Raw genomic sequence first — 16,217 nt, forward strand, 5'->3', positions numbered from 1 at the left:
ATGGGAGGTAATGCAGGAATACGAGGTTATCTGATACAGACAATTATTTGTGTCTTAGATACACTCGAAAGTGATAATCATTGGACGTCAGTTACGCTTGAACCGTTAGATGAGTCAGAAAAAGTGGATATTAGATGGAAATATTCCGACGGCACTGTAAAATTATGCCAGGTAAAATCCTCTGAGAACATCATTCGGCATTCGGCTGCCAAAATATGGTGTGAAGAGCTTGAAACCGAATCTCCAAATGCCTCTAATTATGAACTGATAGTTATTGGAAGTGTAGATCAGAAACTCTTAAAAGCAACAGAAATCGGCAAAGTAAAAATAGGTGAAATTAAACCTTTGAACACACAGGTTCTTATAGATCAGGCATCAACAAAAATAGATAGATATTATGAGGGAAAAAACAAACCTAAAATTTCGTCGCAGGTTAGAGAACTTATAGTAAAAGCCTTAACCTTAGAATTTGGCACCAGTTCTATTATTGGAGAAGAAATATCTAGAGCTGACTTTGATAAAAAGCTTTTAGCTTGGATTGTTGCTGTTGAAAATCAGTTAGATTCTAACCCTTTTGCTTCTTTGGCACCACCTATTGAAAACCAGAATACTCCGATTAACCATAGAATAGTTAAAAAAATATTAGAGCTCATCGGCTGGCATCAGTTTGGAGAAAATTATAAAGTAGAACAGTTTAATGAGAAAACGGAGGAAGATGATGTATATACTGTTAATTTTTTTGGTGACTTTGAAAGCAAATTAAAAGAAGAATCAGGTGATTTCTTGATGATTTCCTCTCTTCACTCAGTTAAATACCCGGATTCTTCAAAGACAGAAATAACAAAATATCTTCATGATATAGATATTATATATTCAGATTTAGAAGAAAAAAATAAAATTCCACATAAACGTTATGAATCCACCGATGTTTACAGCTTCTTATTTTGGCTGTCAACTGACAACGATGAAGTTTCGAGGGATTTTATCCATTTTAGTAAAGAAAACTATAAAAGAAACTTGCTTAATGAAAATATAACTTACTTTTTAATTGATAATAACAAAGCAAATTTTTTGATCAGCAGCATAACGACAGCGAAAAATTATAGGCCAGACGTTCCTGTTAAATTTGCGTACCCAATCACTGAAGCCAATCAGAGCCCACAGCATATAGGAGAAAGAGGGCTAAAACTTCCACCTCAATTTATTAATTCTTCTGTAATTCCAATTACGAAGGAAAGTAAATCAAAAATAAGTTTTCTTCTTTTCTGTTCTGATCCGTATTCGCCAGAAGCATTAAAGAAACTTATCTGGCTAACTATAAGCCTTACCAGCGGTTATGGTAATGAATATCGACTTTATTTTCCAGATTATAATGAAGAGGAAGATAAGAACGATGCTCTTGAGATTATCCGTTCCTTTAATGAAGAACTTTTGGATGAGAAAGTCACAATATTAAAATATCACAATATTGATTCAGAAGCATTAGATTCCTTATCAACTACTAAATCAATCACCAATAAGAATGAAGTTTACCAAGAAGACAACCAACCATCTCTAGTTAATTCTAAACACTTAAATGAAGCTTTTATAAATATTTTGCCATATGGGGACATTATAAAACCTTTTTTAAAAACAGATGCAATAACAGCTAACGACATTAAATTTTTCCTTGCCAAAAAAGGTGTTTATACAAAAAATGCAGATATTAAAAAACTGATAGAATTGATGAGTTCTCTGCTCTTCAGTCCTAAAGAACTTGAAGATTTTAAATCATATATCGATGTTAAAGGGAAAACTGTAAACAGTTCTGATGCATTTTTTAATATTAAACAGGATGAAACATTAGAGTCTGTTTTTAAGAAAGTGAAAATCAATACTGATAATCTGACGGAAGGATTAAATGTAAAAATAATAAATCCCGATAGCCTTAAGTTTGAAGCCAGTCCTGCTAAAGATGAATATAAAATGACATTGATTACAGAAACCAAAGATCCTACAAGCAGTTTATTAGTTAATACCAAACCGGGCAAGGCAGAAATAGTAATCAAGAAAAAAGACAACCAGCTGGTTGTCGTAACTGAAAATACGATTAGCAAAGCAGACAAATATATTGTAAACCGCCTTGTCAAACTTGTTGAAGATGAATTTACAAGAATAGATTTTATTGAAGAGGAGAAAATTAAGGTTATGTTTAAAAATTTCAGTTCCAATACTGAGCGGGTGAATTTTCTGCTCAGCTTCAGCAATATTGCATCTTCGACAATGTTTCATGAAGCTGATATCCAGTCAATAAAATTCAAGTTTGATGAGAATACCGAAATACCAGAGCTTTACCGTGATAAAGTGGATAAAGATCTGGTTATAAATTTTGAGGGAAAAGGACTCCAGACTCTTACTGAGCTTAGTGAGCAGAATGCGAAAGGGTCTATATTTTTAGAAGAAATGAAAGTCCTCTACAAGTTCAGTTTTTTCAATATAAAAAATGGTATGTATAAGGTTACTTTTAATTTTTCAAATGCGCTGAAAAATAAGCCAGAATTTGACGGTGTTTTCAAATCTGCACCGTATCTGATCAAAACTGAATCAGTAAAGGCTTTATCAAGCATTGCAAACCTCGAAAAAGAGCTAGGAAAAGAAATTGAAAATCTTAAACTTGAAAAACTAAAATTATTTAATATAATAAAATGATAGATTTCACCGGAGTTAAACTACAGAATATGGCTACTCATTTTGTCGGAAACAAATTGAGGGACGAAGGAATTAAAATTTCAGCAGGAGAGGTAAGCATTCCTGAGGGAGATACAAAAAAATATCTGTTAAAGTATTTGTTGTCCTCTTTTAATGATAATGAAAAGTTCAATTTTACCAATCCTACAGAGCTGTCATTAAATGCTGTGTACACTTTAATTAGTAGAATATTTTCTGATATAGATTCATTTTATGAGAATTCTATTGAACTTTCAAAGCATCTATACTCAAGTTCGACCCATCCAAAAGTAAATGGAGGAGAGTTTACGGTTTGTCTGTTTGAAAATATTCTTTTAGACGGAATTGAAACAAATGCAATAGGTCTATTTAAGACTGAGGTTAAAGATGTATTTCTAAAATTTGATTCAACAAAAGATAATTATATAATAAGATATGATAATGGGGTTAATGTAGGTAAACTGGATAAGGGCTGCCTAATATTTGAACAGCAGGTTGAAAATGGATTTAAGGTCTGCATTGTCGATTCAAATAAATCTAATGACACCCAATATTGGAAAGATAACTTTTTAAACATTAAGCCTCTTTCAGACGAATACCATTTCACTAAAAATTTTCTTTCAATTACAAAAGATTTTGTAACAAATCAGCTTTCAGAAGAATTTGAAGTGAGCAAAGCTGATAAAATAGATATGTTAAATCGCTCAGTAGAATATTTTAAAACACATGATAGATTTGAGAAAAAAAGCTTTGAAGAAGCGGTGTTTGATAATCCTGAAATGATACAGTCATTTAGAAGTTATGACGAAGAGTATAGAGAAAGCAAAAATGTAGAGATTTCAGATGATTTTGCAATTTCATCGCACGCTGTTAAAAAACAGTCCCGCGTCTTTAAAAGTGTTTTGAAACTGGATAGGAATTTTGATATTTATATTCATGGCAATAAGGATTTGATAGAAAAGGGCACAGAAAAGGACGGCAGAAAATTCTATAAAATTTATTATGAAGAAGAAAAGTAATTAGTTTATATGATTAAATCAATCGAAGAAGGCCGCAGAGAAGATGGCAACAGATCAATTGCAGACAAGATAATTAAGAGGCTGCATGATTTAGAAAAAACAGTACAGAATAACCATGGTCGCTGGGCGTGGGAGCTACTGCAAAATGCTAAAGATAGTGTGGCCGAAACCGATAGAAAAGTTTCGGTCAGGATTAATTACAGCCATGATGAAATTGAATTTCTGCACAATGGAAACCACTTTACGGAAAAAGATATCAGAGGGCTAATAAACCAAATTTCGTCTAAGGAAGTTGATGAAGGAGAAATTAGTGCCCGCACCGGCAGATTTGGCACCGGCTTTCTAACTACACACCTTCTTTCTAAAGAAGTGTTTATCAAAGGTGTGGTTGAAACAATTGAAGGTGAACTTTTTGATTTTGGTTTTCCTTTGAACCGCAATGGAAAAACCACTGCGGCACTCATACCTAATATTGAAAATGCCTGGAAGGAGTTTCATTCTTCAACTGAAGGGAGTAAAATCAAACAATATAATCCGGAAGAATTTAATACCTCTTTTACTTATGTACTTGAATCCGATCAGCAAAAAGATATTGCAGATATCGGAGTTTATGAATTTATAAATTTAATCCCGTATGTCCTTTCGTTTATTCCTGAAATCTATCAGGTAGAAATAAGTGACACGACCACTGAAAGCGAGGTTATATTCATAAATGATTTGCAAAGTAATAATAAATTTAAAAAAATAATCAAAATAGAAAACGGCAAAAAAAGTATTGTCAGATTATTATATGCAACAAACGGTAAGGTTTCAATTGCCGCACGAACTGTTAAAAGAGCTGATAATTTTGAAGTTTTAAATTTGGGTAAAATCCCCAAACTGTTCTGTGATTTTCCATTAATAGGCACGGAAAATTTTTATTTTCCTGTAGTTGTCAACAGCTTCAGCTTTAATCCGCAAACAGAAAGAGATGGTATATGGCTGATGGGAGATAATGATCCTGAGGTTTTAGAAAATAAGGAAATTTTGCAACAAGCATTATCTCTTTACCAGGATTTAATAAATAAAATTGAGAATAAACCTTTCACGAATATTTTCAATATTGCAAAATCCAAAATGCCTGCAACTGATGAAAAGTACTTTGATACAGATTGGTATAGAGACTTTATTCAAAAACCAATGAGAAAATTCTTATTGGGAAAATCGATTGTTGATTTAGTTGATAACAGTAAAGGTAAACTCAGTGAACTTTGGTTTCCTTCCAACATATATTCAAAAGAAACAAAAGAAAAATTATGGCAATACACATATGATCTGTTTCCAACACTTATTTGTAAAAGAATAAATCTCCACAGCTGGATTGAGGTTGTTTGGGACGGCATTAATAAAATCACATTTAATGACCTGATAAAGGATGTAGCAGACATAGGATCTGTCGGCGAATTATCTCAAAAATTTGACAATGAAAATTCAGCTTTTGAGTGGTTGAATGAGGTTGGGGAATTTATCTTAAGCGAGGATAACAATTTACCACTGCTTGAAAAAAATGCTATCTTTCCAAATCAAAATGGAACTTTTAAGACATATAGCAAAGTTTATACAGATTTAATAAATGACGGGGACTTAATAGAAATATTGCAGCTCCTTGGTGAAGACTGGAATGACATTTTGCTCCATCATAACATAGGGTTTGGTAATTATCATGAGAAAAAGAAAGTAGATATTGCTGTTAAAATCAATGAAAAACTTAAAAACATAAGCAATAAAGACCAGAATTTTATAAAAGCTATCAGCTTGCTATCTGAGTGGTTTGATAACAATCCAGAAGAAGGTAAAGAACTTTTTTCAGAAACTTACAGAAAGCGTGCAGAACTGTTTATGAATACAATTGAAGATAAAGACAGTTTATATAAAGTGATGAGAAGCAAAACAGATTTATCACATTTGTCTAAAGTAGCAGAAGCAATAGAAGAGAATCCACGATTATTCGAAAATATAGAACATGCTAAAGAAATATATTCCCTTTTAAAACATTACAATATAAATGACATTGAACAGCTGCGCGAACTTCTAAGCAATGAAGCAAACGAAATACAGAAGCCGAATGTGTTATTGCCTTTGACGCAGGAGATAATATCAAATATGGGAATATCTTCTATAGAAGAATGGGAAAATGCGATAAAAGATAAAGACCTAAAAAAAATGTTCTCTCATAAATCTACTCCTACTACAGATATGTTCGTTTACGCCCAGAGCTTAATTAAAAAAGCTAAAAAAAACATCGTAAACTATCTCAAGACGTTGGATAACTATAATCTAGATCATTTGGACGATTCCACTGCACCAACAATTCTGGCAGGTATTTTAAAAAATGATGTACCAATAAGTATAGTTGCAAGACCAGCATATAATGGTGAAGTTATTATATATTATGGTTCAGAACTTGATATTCTGGACTATGAGGCTTCTGAATTATGGATTGATGATGACATTAAACCTAAGGTAATCTCCTTGGGACATCTTCTAAAAAAAGCGCAGATTGTTAAGTTTCCTGTTTAACTATGAATTTACGTAAAGAAATATATAAAGTAATTGGAAGTCCTGAAAGTGAAAAACTAGAATATAAAGCAGTTTTGCCTCCAGCTCGAAGTCTTGCACAAATGATAGCGGCATTTGCAAATACTAACGGGGGAATTATTGTTTTAGGTGTCTACGAAATTAACGGAGATATAAAAATAACAGGACTAAGTGAAGATTTCCGTGCCAATGGAGTAACACATAAAGCAATTGATCTATTATCTCCAGCCCCTTTAATTACGTATGATTATATAATTTATGAAAGTAAAAGATTGTATGTTATTGAAGTAGAGAAATCATTTAATAGCATCGCTCTGGAGAATAAATTTTATATAAGAAAAGGCACTAGTATTATTCTTAGTAATCCGGAAATAAAACCAGAAGATGAAGATCAGCTTCCATTGCTTAAAAAATTAAATTCGCAATGGCTGAATTTTCGTCTATCCAGTACAAGTTCAAAATCAAAGTTTTTAGAACATTACTCCAGCGTACTCAATATTATTAATGACTTAGGAAAGGTTTTGTATCCTCATTCCATATCTATTCCGACAAATAATCACGAAGGAAAGATCCTAATGAGAATTTTATTTTCGTCATGCGCTGACAATTTTGAAATTTATTTAACCGATCTTTTGTATGAAATTTATCTAGCAAATCCAGCAACATTAAAATCTGGTCAGCAGGTTACCATAAAGGAAGTCCTTGATTGTGCAGATATGCAGGAATTTGTACTTTATTGGGCAAAAAAGAAATTGGGCAAACTGCAAAGAGGAAGCGTAAAAGGTTTTATTTCAGATAATGTCCAAATAAGTGATCTTAAAATACTTGATCATAATATGCAGGAAAAAATTGAAAAAATTCTGCAAATTAGGCATTTATATGCGCACGGAAATGGTATTGTTGATGAAAAGTTTCTCCAGTTCTATCCCGGTCAATATAATTTAAATGAGGAGCATCAGCTATCTGTTGAAGATATGCTCGAACACTTTTCCTATTTGGCAGAGGCAGTTAATAGTATAGATAATGCAGCAATCCTAAAGTACCAGTTAGCAGCGCTTTAATGAATAATGGACTTTATAAAAGAAGAATTATTATTAATAAGAGAGAAATATTGATCTTTGTATGAAATTTAATGAGGAAGACATAGATTTTGAAAAGATAAATTGGAAACAATTTGAAGAACTATCATTTGATTTAATTGCCATGTTTTCATTTCATTCTTTAAAATGGAGACAAGGCGGTGCGGATGATGGGAGAGATATTGAAGCATATCGAACTATTTATAATGCGATGGTGCATCAATTTGAGGAAAAGTGGTTTTTCGAATGTAAAAAGTATACTTCAGGAATTGCTGTTGCAGATATTCATGAAAAATTGGCATGGGCAAGAGCTGAGAAAGCCAATCATTTTGTAATTATAACCAATAGCTATCTAACAAAAGCATGTAGAGAATTTATAGAGAAAACCAGAAATAGCGAATCTTTTAAAATCCATGCAATTGAAGGGAAGCATTTGAAAAAGCTAATAATTAAATTTCCTGAGATTGTACGGAAATATTTCATAGATCGATATTCACAGCTTGTTCAAAATTCTTTTCAGGTATGGCTCTATCATGATTTTCTTCCAGATGAAAAAACTTTGGTTGAGATTTGCAAAAATATCCAGTTTGAAAGACTATCATATCAGGAAATAGGATTTTTATGGTTTGTGTTACATGAAAAACAATATGAATTGGAAGAATATTGCAAAAGGGAAGAATTGGAATTAATAGATGTTGATTTTGTAACACCTTATTTAAAGAAAAGCGCCAATCACAGTTATCCTGTTTTAACAAAAAATGAGGTTGAAAACTATTTAGGATTTAACACCTATGGTCTGGCCTGGTCCCGATCAGAAGAAGCTGACAGATTTTACGCATCATGCCATTATGAAATAAAGCGTACGGAATATCTTCAAGTATGTTTTATTCGTAATGAACAAAATCTTGATGTTAGGATTGCATTTAAAAATGAGGAAAATTGATTTACTTACTTGGTATCAAAATAGTTTAGAATTAAAAAACTATTAACATAAATCTTAATTTAAGATATACTGCCATGTAAAGGTAGGTTAATTTCATTCTCCAATTATTCAAATATCTAATGAAATGATACAGGTTTTTAAGAACTCATGTAATTACTTTTTCAAGAATAAATCAAAACTGAATTATGCCGTTTCAATTTTTTTTATTTTAATATTCAGCTATTTCTATATTAAAGTAAATTTAAATTCGGAAGGATTATTAACCGGAATGATTTCGAATATTTTTACATTTTCAAGTATTTTTTCTGTAATCTTAATAACTTTTATAATATCGAAAATATTCCAAATAAGAAATGAAAGTAGAGATATAAAAAATAAGGTTATTATGCTTTCTAATAAGGTGACTGATTTTAGAAGAATCTGTGATAAAATATTCAGCAGTTATGAGGTTTGGGATGGTAAGACTAAAGCTGTACTTGAAAATAAGTACAAAATGCTGACATATCGCCATTTATATGATGATTACATGAAAAAAAAGCCAAAAAAATTAATAGAAGAATTTATAAATGATCAGGATTTAAAAGGAGCGTACTTTTATCTTGCACTTAGGGATCTAGTACGTGTTAAAGGAAGAAGATATAATCTGGAGTTATATGGAAATTATGACGAAGATATTATTTACTCTTTTGATGTCGTTTCTGTATGGTCAGGAATAGGATGTGCTAATACTTTTTTCTATTATCTGGATCATAAATATAATTCTTATAAGAAATCAATACTTATTGATCTTTTAAGTAATCAGGAGAAAAGGGAGATTGAAAATCTGGCAAGAAAAATTAATAAAGAGAAGTATCAGGATAGAAAATTTGATAGGACGCTTCTGGTAGAAATTGGAAATGATTTTGAGATGGATTTGTTTCCAAAATTATACAGCTGTCTATACGAATTAAATGAAAGTTTTTCTAAAACCCTAAGCTATACTCTTTCTATGTTAATATATATTATAATTTTCGGTGTTTTTATGCCTCTTTTCTTTCCACTATTTAAAGATTTTTTAATCATTCAGAAAGTTCTCGTATATCTCAGTACTTTAACCATATCATTGCTGTTTTTAAATTTTATAATTGATTTTAAAAATATCTTGAGAAGAGAAATTGAGATATAGAAAAGACGATGTTATAGTAATAACATCGCTACTTTATTTTGTTTTTAAAGGGCCACGTAAGTTTAAAAAGTTTCTTCATCGATAGTTTCCCTGATTCTCTGTTTGTAGCGTAGTTTTTTTTCATAAGCTGATAAAATACCTTAAGATAGTTATGTACCAGACAGAGATGTACAAGTCAGTTAAAGATATAGATGTTGATATAGCTTTTCTCTAATAAAACCACTGTGTTGATAATGTTTTTTAAATTGTTTATTATCAATTTTTTAGTTGTTGTGTTGTTCTCAAAATAACGTTTTATGTCTTTCTTAATTCATGACGAAAACTATGGAAAAAGCAGATTCAAGTTAAAAATGGTGAAAGCATGGAATGCTTATTTTTTCTTTCTGATCACTAAATGTGACAGGGCAGGATCATGCAAAAGACGCTCCATTTCAGAATTCACGATTTCGGATATGTCTTCTTTTATCTGCAGATAATTGCGTTCAATCATCGTATTGTTAATAAAACGCACCGGGCTGATTCCATGATATGAGTCTTCTTCTTTTTTAAGCTGCTCATGATTATTGATTATTTCAGAATGAAATGTTTTCAGCTCAATTTTGCAGTCTGGGTTATCGGCTGTAATGCCGACAAATTCACCAGAGCTCAAACAGGAAATCTTCGAACTCGGAACAGCTGATTCCAATTGCTTTGATTTGCTGATTGAGGTATCCGAGCTGTTTATGGAAATGCTTTCGCGGCCCTGCATTATTTTTCCAAAACGTTCGGAGAGCTGTTTTGCAGTGTCGCCATTAACCTGTCCGCTAATGATATTTCCGGTGATATTGAGTATGACATCCGCCTGCTCTCGGCCGTAATCCTTACGCAGCTGGCTGAAGTCCTGAATCCCCAGGCAGGTGCTTACCTTATTGCTTCTGGCCGTGGCTATTAGGCTGTCCATATTATTGAGATAAATAGTCGGGAATTCATCAAATATAAGACTGCTTTTTAGCCTGTCTTTCTGGTTCACCTGCTTGATGAGCCTGCTGACATAAAGGGAAAGAACGGCACCATATGTCTGTATTTTTAGCGGGTTGTTCCCCATGCACACAATCTTGGGATCTTCTGGATTATTAATGTCGAGTGTGAAGTCATTTCCAGACAGCACATAGTAAAGTTGCGCACTGGAAAGCCTAGCCATAGATATCTTAGCAGAGGCTATCTGCCCCTCCAGCTGCTCCATAACATTCTGGAGGTAGGCACTAACAAATGGATCTATCAAAATCTCTATGTCTTTTTCAGATCTCAGCAGGGTAAAAAGACTGTTGTATTCGACCTGCATCAATTCAATTACATGGGGCAGGGTGCAGAATTCACCGTTATTGTATTTACGAAGATACCATATAACGGCGGAGAGAAAATTGATAGGAGATTCGACGAAAAAGTCGCCCTGCTTTTTTATCCATTCTTTGTTTAATCCCAGAAGAATGGTGCGTGCTGATTCAGCTGCATCTGTTATGTCTTCCATTGATTTTGGATCAAGGGGATTGCATCTGTGCGTACGGCTCAGGTCATCAAAATTAATGACATAGAATTTGGGTTCAACCTTGTATAAATGTTTATTCTCAAGCCAGGTATTATAAGCAATTATGCTGAGGTCATCAAACTTAAAATCATATACAAACATTGAGAAGCCTTTGCGTATGTGCTGGGTTATGATATGGCGGATTACAAAATAAGATTTTCCAGAGCCTGGAGTACCTGCAACCAAGATTCCGCGGAAAGGGTTTATGATATTGATCCAGCTTTTTCGGACTTTATTTTTTAATCTGTAATGTGCCGGCAGGTTAATAGAATATTCATTTTCAAGGAGTCTTTCTTCCTGTGGGAATGTTTCATTTTCACTGTTAAAAATATCCTTATCGCTGAGATTTCTTCTTATGATTCTAGACAAAAGTGTTCCGCCCGAAATCAAGAGCAGATATCCTACGATAGTGCAGAACATATAAAGGGCCATTTTTTTCTCAGGGGCAGCCGAAATAGCCAGAAAAAAGCAGCTCAAAAAATAAGCCAATAGCCCCAAAGCGATATAACAGAATGCACTTTTGAAGTCCAGCTTTTCATTTTTTCTGCCCTTTGCCCCAAGCAGGGAAATGCATAACAATCCCAAAGAAAACAGCTTTGACAAGTGAAAATAATTAAAGAGTCCAGTGCGGAATATATTCCCCATCAGCTTATCGCCGAAGCTATTTGCCAGTCCATATATTTTAAACACATTATATCCATAATAATAGAAATGAAGACCTAATAATATTATACTGATAAGCCTTGTCATATCCAAAATTTTTCTAAGTGCCTGTTCATTTTCACCTGTCTGCATAGTCTTAGTTTTTTAGTTAGTAATCTGACTGTCCTTTTCCTTTTTTTCGTTTCTTTTTTCTTTTCAGCTGCGACGGAATATAATCAGCAGAAAACTCGGGCTGGAGGACCGAATCAATAATGTTCTGCAGCTCGCCAGCAGAAATAAAAGAGGTCTGCAATGGTTTATTTTTTAATATATTATCTTCAAGAATTTTTAGGGCGGCACTGCCGGTGCTGAAACTTTTGATACTGCAGCGTTCTTCGATGCCAGAAGCTGAGTAAGACTTTCCTAAAGAGCTTCCGTTAAAAACACATTTTGTTTTATGGTCTATGTAGGTTAGACCGTAAAGAATCCCCTGTTCATTTCTTCGTTCAGAAGTCTTGATTCCATCCTTAATCAGAATTCTGTCAAGGTCTGAAACTGACTTTATCCTATTCTGCAGAAAGGCGAGATCAACCGCATTCTTTACTCTTTTTAAATTAGGATTTCGTCCTGTTTTATTTGTTGCAAATTTTATTTCGAGATAGGCAAGGGTAGGTTTCATGTAAAAGCTGCTGGCTTTTAAGGGAACACCTACAGGCTGCTTTTTATCGTTCAGGATCTGGTAAGCGAGACCCTTATGGAGAAACATTCTTGAATCTTTACTGCCCTGCACGGCGGTAACATTATAGAGATTCAAGACTGCATTTAATTCTCCTAAGGTGGTATATTTATAATTAGGAATTACTACGTTTAATACAGCAGTAATAGCTTTTTTAGTTTCAGCTATTCCGTATTTGATAACAGTGTTACTGGCAGGTTTTATATTCAGGATCTTTTCTTTTTGGCAGTTCTGAGCAGGAACCAGATTGAATGCCCTTTCAATTTCCTTACGGGCTGTTTCAGATTGGTTCCTGCCTATGTTCTGCATGTCAATTCTCTTTCCGTCTGACTTCACTTTTACAGACACTATATGTATGTGCGGATGTCCTGCATCATAATGCTGATAGACTAGATACGGCTGCGATCCGAACCCAATTTTATCCATATAGGAATACGCAATTTCCATAAGCTTTTCTTTTGACAGATTATTTTCTGAGGAATCAAAATTGAGCGATATGTGGACGCTTCCGCGCTGTACATTTAAATTTAATTCCAGCTGTTTTAAAAGAAGGTTCAACCTTGAAACTTTCTGAAGTTCACAAGCTGCTGAAGGATAATTTCCTTCTCCTATAAGTTCTGCTTTTCCTGCATCGATTTTATTTTCATTATAATTGAAAATGCTTCTGACTGATGATCCCGTGTTTATGACTGCAACCATTTTTCAGCAAGATTTCGAATAGTCATTCTAATGTCTTCAATAGAATTAAACAGCATTTTTTTGTCTGTTTCAAAACCCATAATCCACAATTTTAATTCAGAGATCTGCGATAGAGAATGCAGTTTTTTCGCTGCCTGATTAAAGTTGTTTCCAATGGGATTCAGTTCTGATCTGAGCCTTGCTAGTTCAGCTATTAAATCATCAAGAGATTCGTTTCTGTATTTTAAAACAACAGGTTTTTTCAGCAGATTTTTTCGGGCAAAATCACTCAGTTTTGGGCATAGCGACTCTGCAAAATATTTCTGAAGGATTTTATATTCATGTTCATTTAGCCTTAAATGAAGCCATCTTGTTCTGTTTTTTTTCTCGTCTTTCATCATTTTTCCTTTTCATTCGACATTACAAATCTTCCAGTTTTCACTGCCAGCGAGTTCCGAGCAGAGAGGCAGCAAGATATCGGTTGTGATACAACCGGACATCTTGCAGATTGCAGGAACGCGGCAATCTTAAAGAGTCTGAATAAAAAACTCAGACTACTTTCAAATACTTAGACGAATGTATAAAGGAAAATTCAATACGTCCCATCATAGGTAAATTTTGCTTATGATGGTTTGAAGTGCCATTGCTAACTTTAGGCTTTAATTTATTAATTTAAAAACGCTGAAATTATGAGTGCAAAGAATTATGCAGCCAAGGTGTTTGATACTGTATTGAGCATCCCTGGCATGAGTGAGCAGGTGAAGATTGATCTAAAAATTTCACGCAAAAATGTACTGCTGTTATCCCATTTTATTGAAAGGGGACTACTGCTGGAAAAAGATGAAGGAAGCATTATGGGAAGCATCGCAGAGGAGGAACTTGCAGAACTGAAAAACATCTCGCATGAATGTCTTCAAAAGGCTGGTCTAGTAGAACTAAACCAAAAGTTATTCAGCATCATTGAAGATGGTAAAGTTTAATTGAAGAGTATTAAAAACTGAAAAATGCTTTACGGATTTTATTCTGTAAAGCATTTTTATTACATACATACGAAAATAGAAATTGGTATGGTTTTGATGTTTTTTGGTTTGTTTTTGATGTTTTTTCTTTCAAATCAGCGCTTTAAATTTGTCTATGTTTTAAAAGTTTCATTAGAGTTAATTAGAAAAAGTTTCTTTTAAATTATGAAATTAAGTAATAGAAATAAAATAGTAATTGTAGACAAAATTGGCTTAGTGCTTATTAGCTTATATGTTTATGCATCAGTTAGTAAGATGCTGGACTTTGAGAATTTTAAAGTCCAAATTGGGCAATCTCCCATGCTGAGTATTTATGCTGACTGGATCTCGTATGCGGTTTTAGCTATTGAGCTTATTATTGCGTTTTTGCTATTGTTTCCTAAAACAAAAAAAAATGCTTTCTTTTTATCCACTGGACTTATGTCAGCGTTCACAGCTTATATTTTTATACTTCTAAATTTTAGTTCATTTGTTCCCTGTTCCTGTGGTGGTATTCTTGAAAAAATGAGCTGGAATGCTCATTTGTACTTAAATATATTTTTTATTATCCTATCCGCAATAGCTTTTATGATGAGTAAGACTATTGAGAAATCTAGGCAGCAGATAATTTTTAATTATAGATCATTAAAATCTGTTGTTACAATCATTTTTGGAAGTATCTTAATTGTAATTGTATTGTTTTTGACATCCGAGCAAACAATGTACCATGATAATCCATTTATTAGACGTTATCCACAGCATCCTGTAGAATTCAAGAAGAAGGTAGATTTAAAATACAATTCCTTTTATATAGCCGGAGAATCAGACGGTAAAATATATCTGGCCAATTACGATTACCCTTCGTATATACAATCTTATAGCTTTTTGCTTAACGACAAAAAAGAAGAAAAAATAGTAATGGATCCGAAGAAAATTCCATTTAAAATGATAACGACAAAAATTCAAGGACCTTACTTCTATATGAATGACGGCAGTGTTCCCATAATCTTACGAGGGGATTTAAAAAATTGGGAGGTAAACAGAGAATTAAAGGGAAGCCCATATTTCACCATAGCACTTCCAATAGATTCCACAAGTATAGCGGTCAGATCCAACAGTTCAAAAAACATGCAGAATATGCTCGGAATTTTTAATCAGAATGCTGTTCCTAAAACCAGGTTTAACAGAACACTTCTTCAAAAACAGGTTGATGGAATCTTTGATACAGATGGCCAACTGCTTTATTCCACAGCAAGCGAAAAATTGGTTTATGTGTACCGCTACCGCAATGAATTTATAATTGCTGATCCAAAAGGCAATCTTGTTCACCGCGGACATACGATCGATACCATTTCCAAAGTGACAATGAAGGTATCAAAATTAAAAGAAGGTAGACAATTTGCGATGTCAACGCCATCTTATGTGGTTAATGAAATTGCTACACTGTCAGGAAATCTATTGTTTATAAATTCAAAAGTGAAAGGAAAATATGAAAAAGATATGCTTTGGGAGACCTGCTTTATTATTGATGTTTATGATATAGAACGGAATGCCTATGTGCTGAGTTTTCCAGTATTTCATACGGCTTCAAAACAGCTTCGTTCACTGATGGTAAATGGAAATCATTTATATGCCGTAATAGGAAATGATCTAGTTGTTTACGAGTTAAAAAACAAGCTGATTAAATAATATACCAAAGAATTGAAAATATACTGATCAGTATCAGGAATGAAGATCGAACACCTGTAGAAAAAAGTAGATCCTATATAAATTAAAAATTAGAAATCATGAAAAAGTTATTTTTGAAAAACATGATGCCGGCAGCAGTTATTGCTTTGGCGCTAGGAGGAGCATTTGCTACAACTTCCATGCAGAGTGCACCAAAAGATGAAGCCTTCAAATGGGGATACTTTCCTAATTCAACTGCAGGCTGTGGCAATGTAAGAATTGCATGCGATGACACGCCTACTCCAAATCTTTGCCGTGTTAACGACGACAGTCCAATCGCATACGATTTGGACACAAACTGCGTGCAGCCGCTGTACAAACAAAATCCTTAATATGGATTCACAATCTGCATTTTTAAATGGCAATGCAGTTCCATTTTGGA

The 16,217-nt window shown here is 33.5% G+C and carries 12 protein-coding genes; 9 read left to right on the plus strand and 3 right to left on the minus strand.

Annotation, left to right across the window (positions count from 1 at the left end; translation table 11 throughout):
* The 6 genes from GXM17_RS00610 to GXM17_RS00635 all read left to right on the plus strand — a co-directional run bounded on the left by GXM17_RS00610 (position 1) and on the right by GXM17_RS00635 (position 9,489).
* On the plus strand, positions 1–2,688 hold the full coding sequence (locus GXM17_RS00610) for a PD-(D/E)XK nuclease domain-containing protein (protein WP_167522103.1): 2,688 nt from the start codon (positions 1–3) through the stop codon (positions 2,686–2,688).
* Positions 2,685–3,725: a nucleoid-associated protein gene (locus GXM17_RS00615; protein WP_163397360.1), complete on the plus strand. Its 1,041-nt coding sequence runs from the start codon at positions 2,685–2,687 to the stop codon at positions 3,723–3,725. Before GXM17_RS00610 ends, GXM17_RS00615 begins: the two co-directional genes overlap by 4 nt.
* A 9-nt stretch (positions 3,726–3,734) precedes the next feature.
* Positions 3,735–6,284, plus strand: coding sequence for a sacsin N-terminal ATP-binding-like domain-containing protein (locus GXM17_RS00620; protein ID WP_163397361.1), 2,550 nt, complete (start codon positions 3,735–3,737; stop codon positions 6,282–6,284).
* A gap of 2 nt (positions 6,285–6,286) precedes the next feature.
* Positions 6,287–7,363 (plus strand): AlbA family DNA-binding domain-containing protein, encoded by a 1,077-nt coding sequence (locus GXM17_RS00625; RefSeq protein WP_163397362.1) that lies wholly within the window; start codon positions 6,287–6,289, stop codon positions 7,361–7,363.
* A 61-nt stretch (positions 7,364–7,424) separates the two neighbouring features.
* Positions 7,425–8,324 (plus strand): restriction endonuclease, encoded by a 900-nt coding sequence (locus tag GXM17_RS00630; RefSeq protein WP_163397363.1) that lies wholly within the window; start codon positions 7,425–7,427, stop codon positions 8,322–8,324.
* 385 nt (positions 8,325–8,709) lie between these two features.
* Positions 8,710–9,489, plus strand: a complete 780-nt coding sequence (locus GXM17_RS00635) for a hypothetical protein (protein WP_163397364.1) — start codon at positions 8,710–8,712, stop codon at positions 9,487–9,489.
* Between the two features lie 370 nt (positions 9,490–9,859).
* Here the strand turns inward: GXM17_RS00635 and mobC are convergent, their stop codons facing one another.
* From mobC to GXM17_RS00650, 3 genes are read right to left on the minus strand one after another with little or no spacing between them, the layout of a single operon-like run.
* Entirely contained in the window at positions 9,860–11,848 is a 1,989-nt protein-coding gene (gene mobC / locus GXM17_RS00640; protein WP_163397365.1) for a conjugal transfer protein MobC, read from the minus strand.
* A gap of 16 nt (positions 11,849–11,864) precedes the next feature.
* Entirely contained in the window at positions 11,865–13,130 is a 1,266-nt protein-coding gene (locus GXM17_RS00645) for a relaxase/mobilization nuclease domain-containing protein (protein ID WP_163397366.1), read from the minus strand.
* Positions 13,115–13,507, minus strand: coding sequence for a plasmid mobilization protein (locus GXM17_RS00650; RefSeq protein ID WP_163397367.1), 393 nt, complete (start codon positions 13,505–13,507; stop codon positions 13,115–13,117). The genes GXM17_RS00645 and GXM17_RS00650 overlap by 16 nt, the downstream gene beginning before the upstream one ends.
* A 291-nt stretch (positions 13,508–13,798) precedes the next feature.
* On the opposite strand from GXM17_RS00650, the gene GXM17_RS00655 reads away from it, so the two are divergent.
* From GXM17_RS00655 to GXM17_RS00665, 3 genes are all read left to right on the plus strand, one after another.
* Positions 13,799–14,089, plus strand: a complete 291-nt coding sequence (locus GXM17_RS00655; RefSeq protein WP_163397368.1) for a hypothetical protein — start codon at positions 13,799–13,801, stop codon at positions 14,087–14,089.
* Positions 14,090–14,293: 204 nt separating this feature from the next.
* Positions 14,294–15,796 carry a MauE/DoxX family redox-associated membrane protein gene (locus GXM17_RS00660; RefSeq protein WP_163397369.1) on the plus strand — a complete coding sequence of 501 codons (1,503 nt, stop codon included), beginning with the start codon at positions 14,294–14,296 and terminating at the stop codon, positions 15,794–15,796.
* 98 nt (positions 15,797–15,894) lie between these two features.
* Complete coding sequence (locus GXM17_RS00665; protein WP_163397370.1) at positions 15,895–16,167, plus strand: DUF6520 family protein; 273 nt, start codon at positions 15,895–15,897, stop codon at positions 16,165–16,167.
* Positions 16,168–16,217 lie beyond the last annotated feature (50 nt).

The organism is Flavobacterium fluviatile (genome assembly GCF_010645065.1).
In the GTDB taxonomy this organism is placed as follows: Bacteria; Bacteroidota; Bacteroidia; order Flavobacteriales; family Flavobacteriaceae; genus Flavobacterium; species Flavobacterium fluviatile.

Excerpts from the sequence above, each read along its gene's own strand:
- GXM17_RS00615 (WP_163397360.1), top strand. The coding sequence starts at position 2,685 with ATGATAGATTTCACCGGAGTTAAACTACAGAATATGGCTACTCATTTT.
- GXM17_RS00660 (WP_163397369.1), top strand. The coding sequence starts at position 14,294 with ATGAAATTAAGTAATAGAAATAAAATAGTAATTGTAGACAAAATTGGC.
- mobC (WP_163397365.1), bottom strand. The coding sequence starts at position 11,848 with ATGCAGACAGGTGAAAATGAACAGGCACTTAGAAAAATTTTGGATATG.
- GXM17_RS00645 (WP_163397366.1), bottom strand. The coding sequence starts at position 13,130 with ATGGTTGCAGTCATAAACACGGGATCATCAGTCAGAAGCATTTTCAAT.
- GXM17_RS00665 (WP_163397370.1), top strand. The coding sequence starts at position 15,895 with ATGAAAAAGTTATTTTTGAAAAACATGATGCCGGCAGCAGTTATTGCT.
- GXM17_RS00610 (WP_167522103.1), top strand. The coding sequence starts at position 1 with ATGGGAGGTAATGCAGGAATACGAGGTTATCTGATACAGACAATTATT.
- GXM17_RS00630 (WP_163397363.1), top strand. The coding sequence starts at position 7,425 with ATGAAATTTAATGAGGAAGACATAGATTTTGAAAAGATAAATTGGAAA.
- GXM17_RS00655 (WP_163397368.1), top strand. The coding sequence starts at position 13,799 with ATGAGTGCAAAGAATTATGCAGCCAAGGTGTTTGATACTGTATTGAGC.
- GXM17_RS00625 (WP_163397362.1), top strand. The coding sequence starts at position 6,287 with ATGAATTTACGTAAAGAAATATATAAAGTAATTGGAAGTCCTGAAAGT.
- GXM17_RS00650 (WP_163397367.1), bottom strand. The coding sequence starts at position 13,507 with ATGAAAGACGAGAAAAAAAACAGAACAAGATGGCTTCATTTAAGGCTA.
- GXM17_RS00635 (WP_163397364.1), top strand. The coding sequence starts at position 8,710 with ATGCTTTCTAATAAGGTGACTGATTTTAGAAGAATCTGTGATAAAATA.
- GXM17_RS00620 (WP_163397361.1), top strand. The coding sequence starts at position 3,735 with ATGATTAAATCAATCGAAGAAGGCCGCAGAGAAGATGGCAACAGATCA.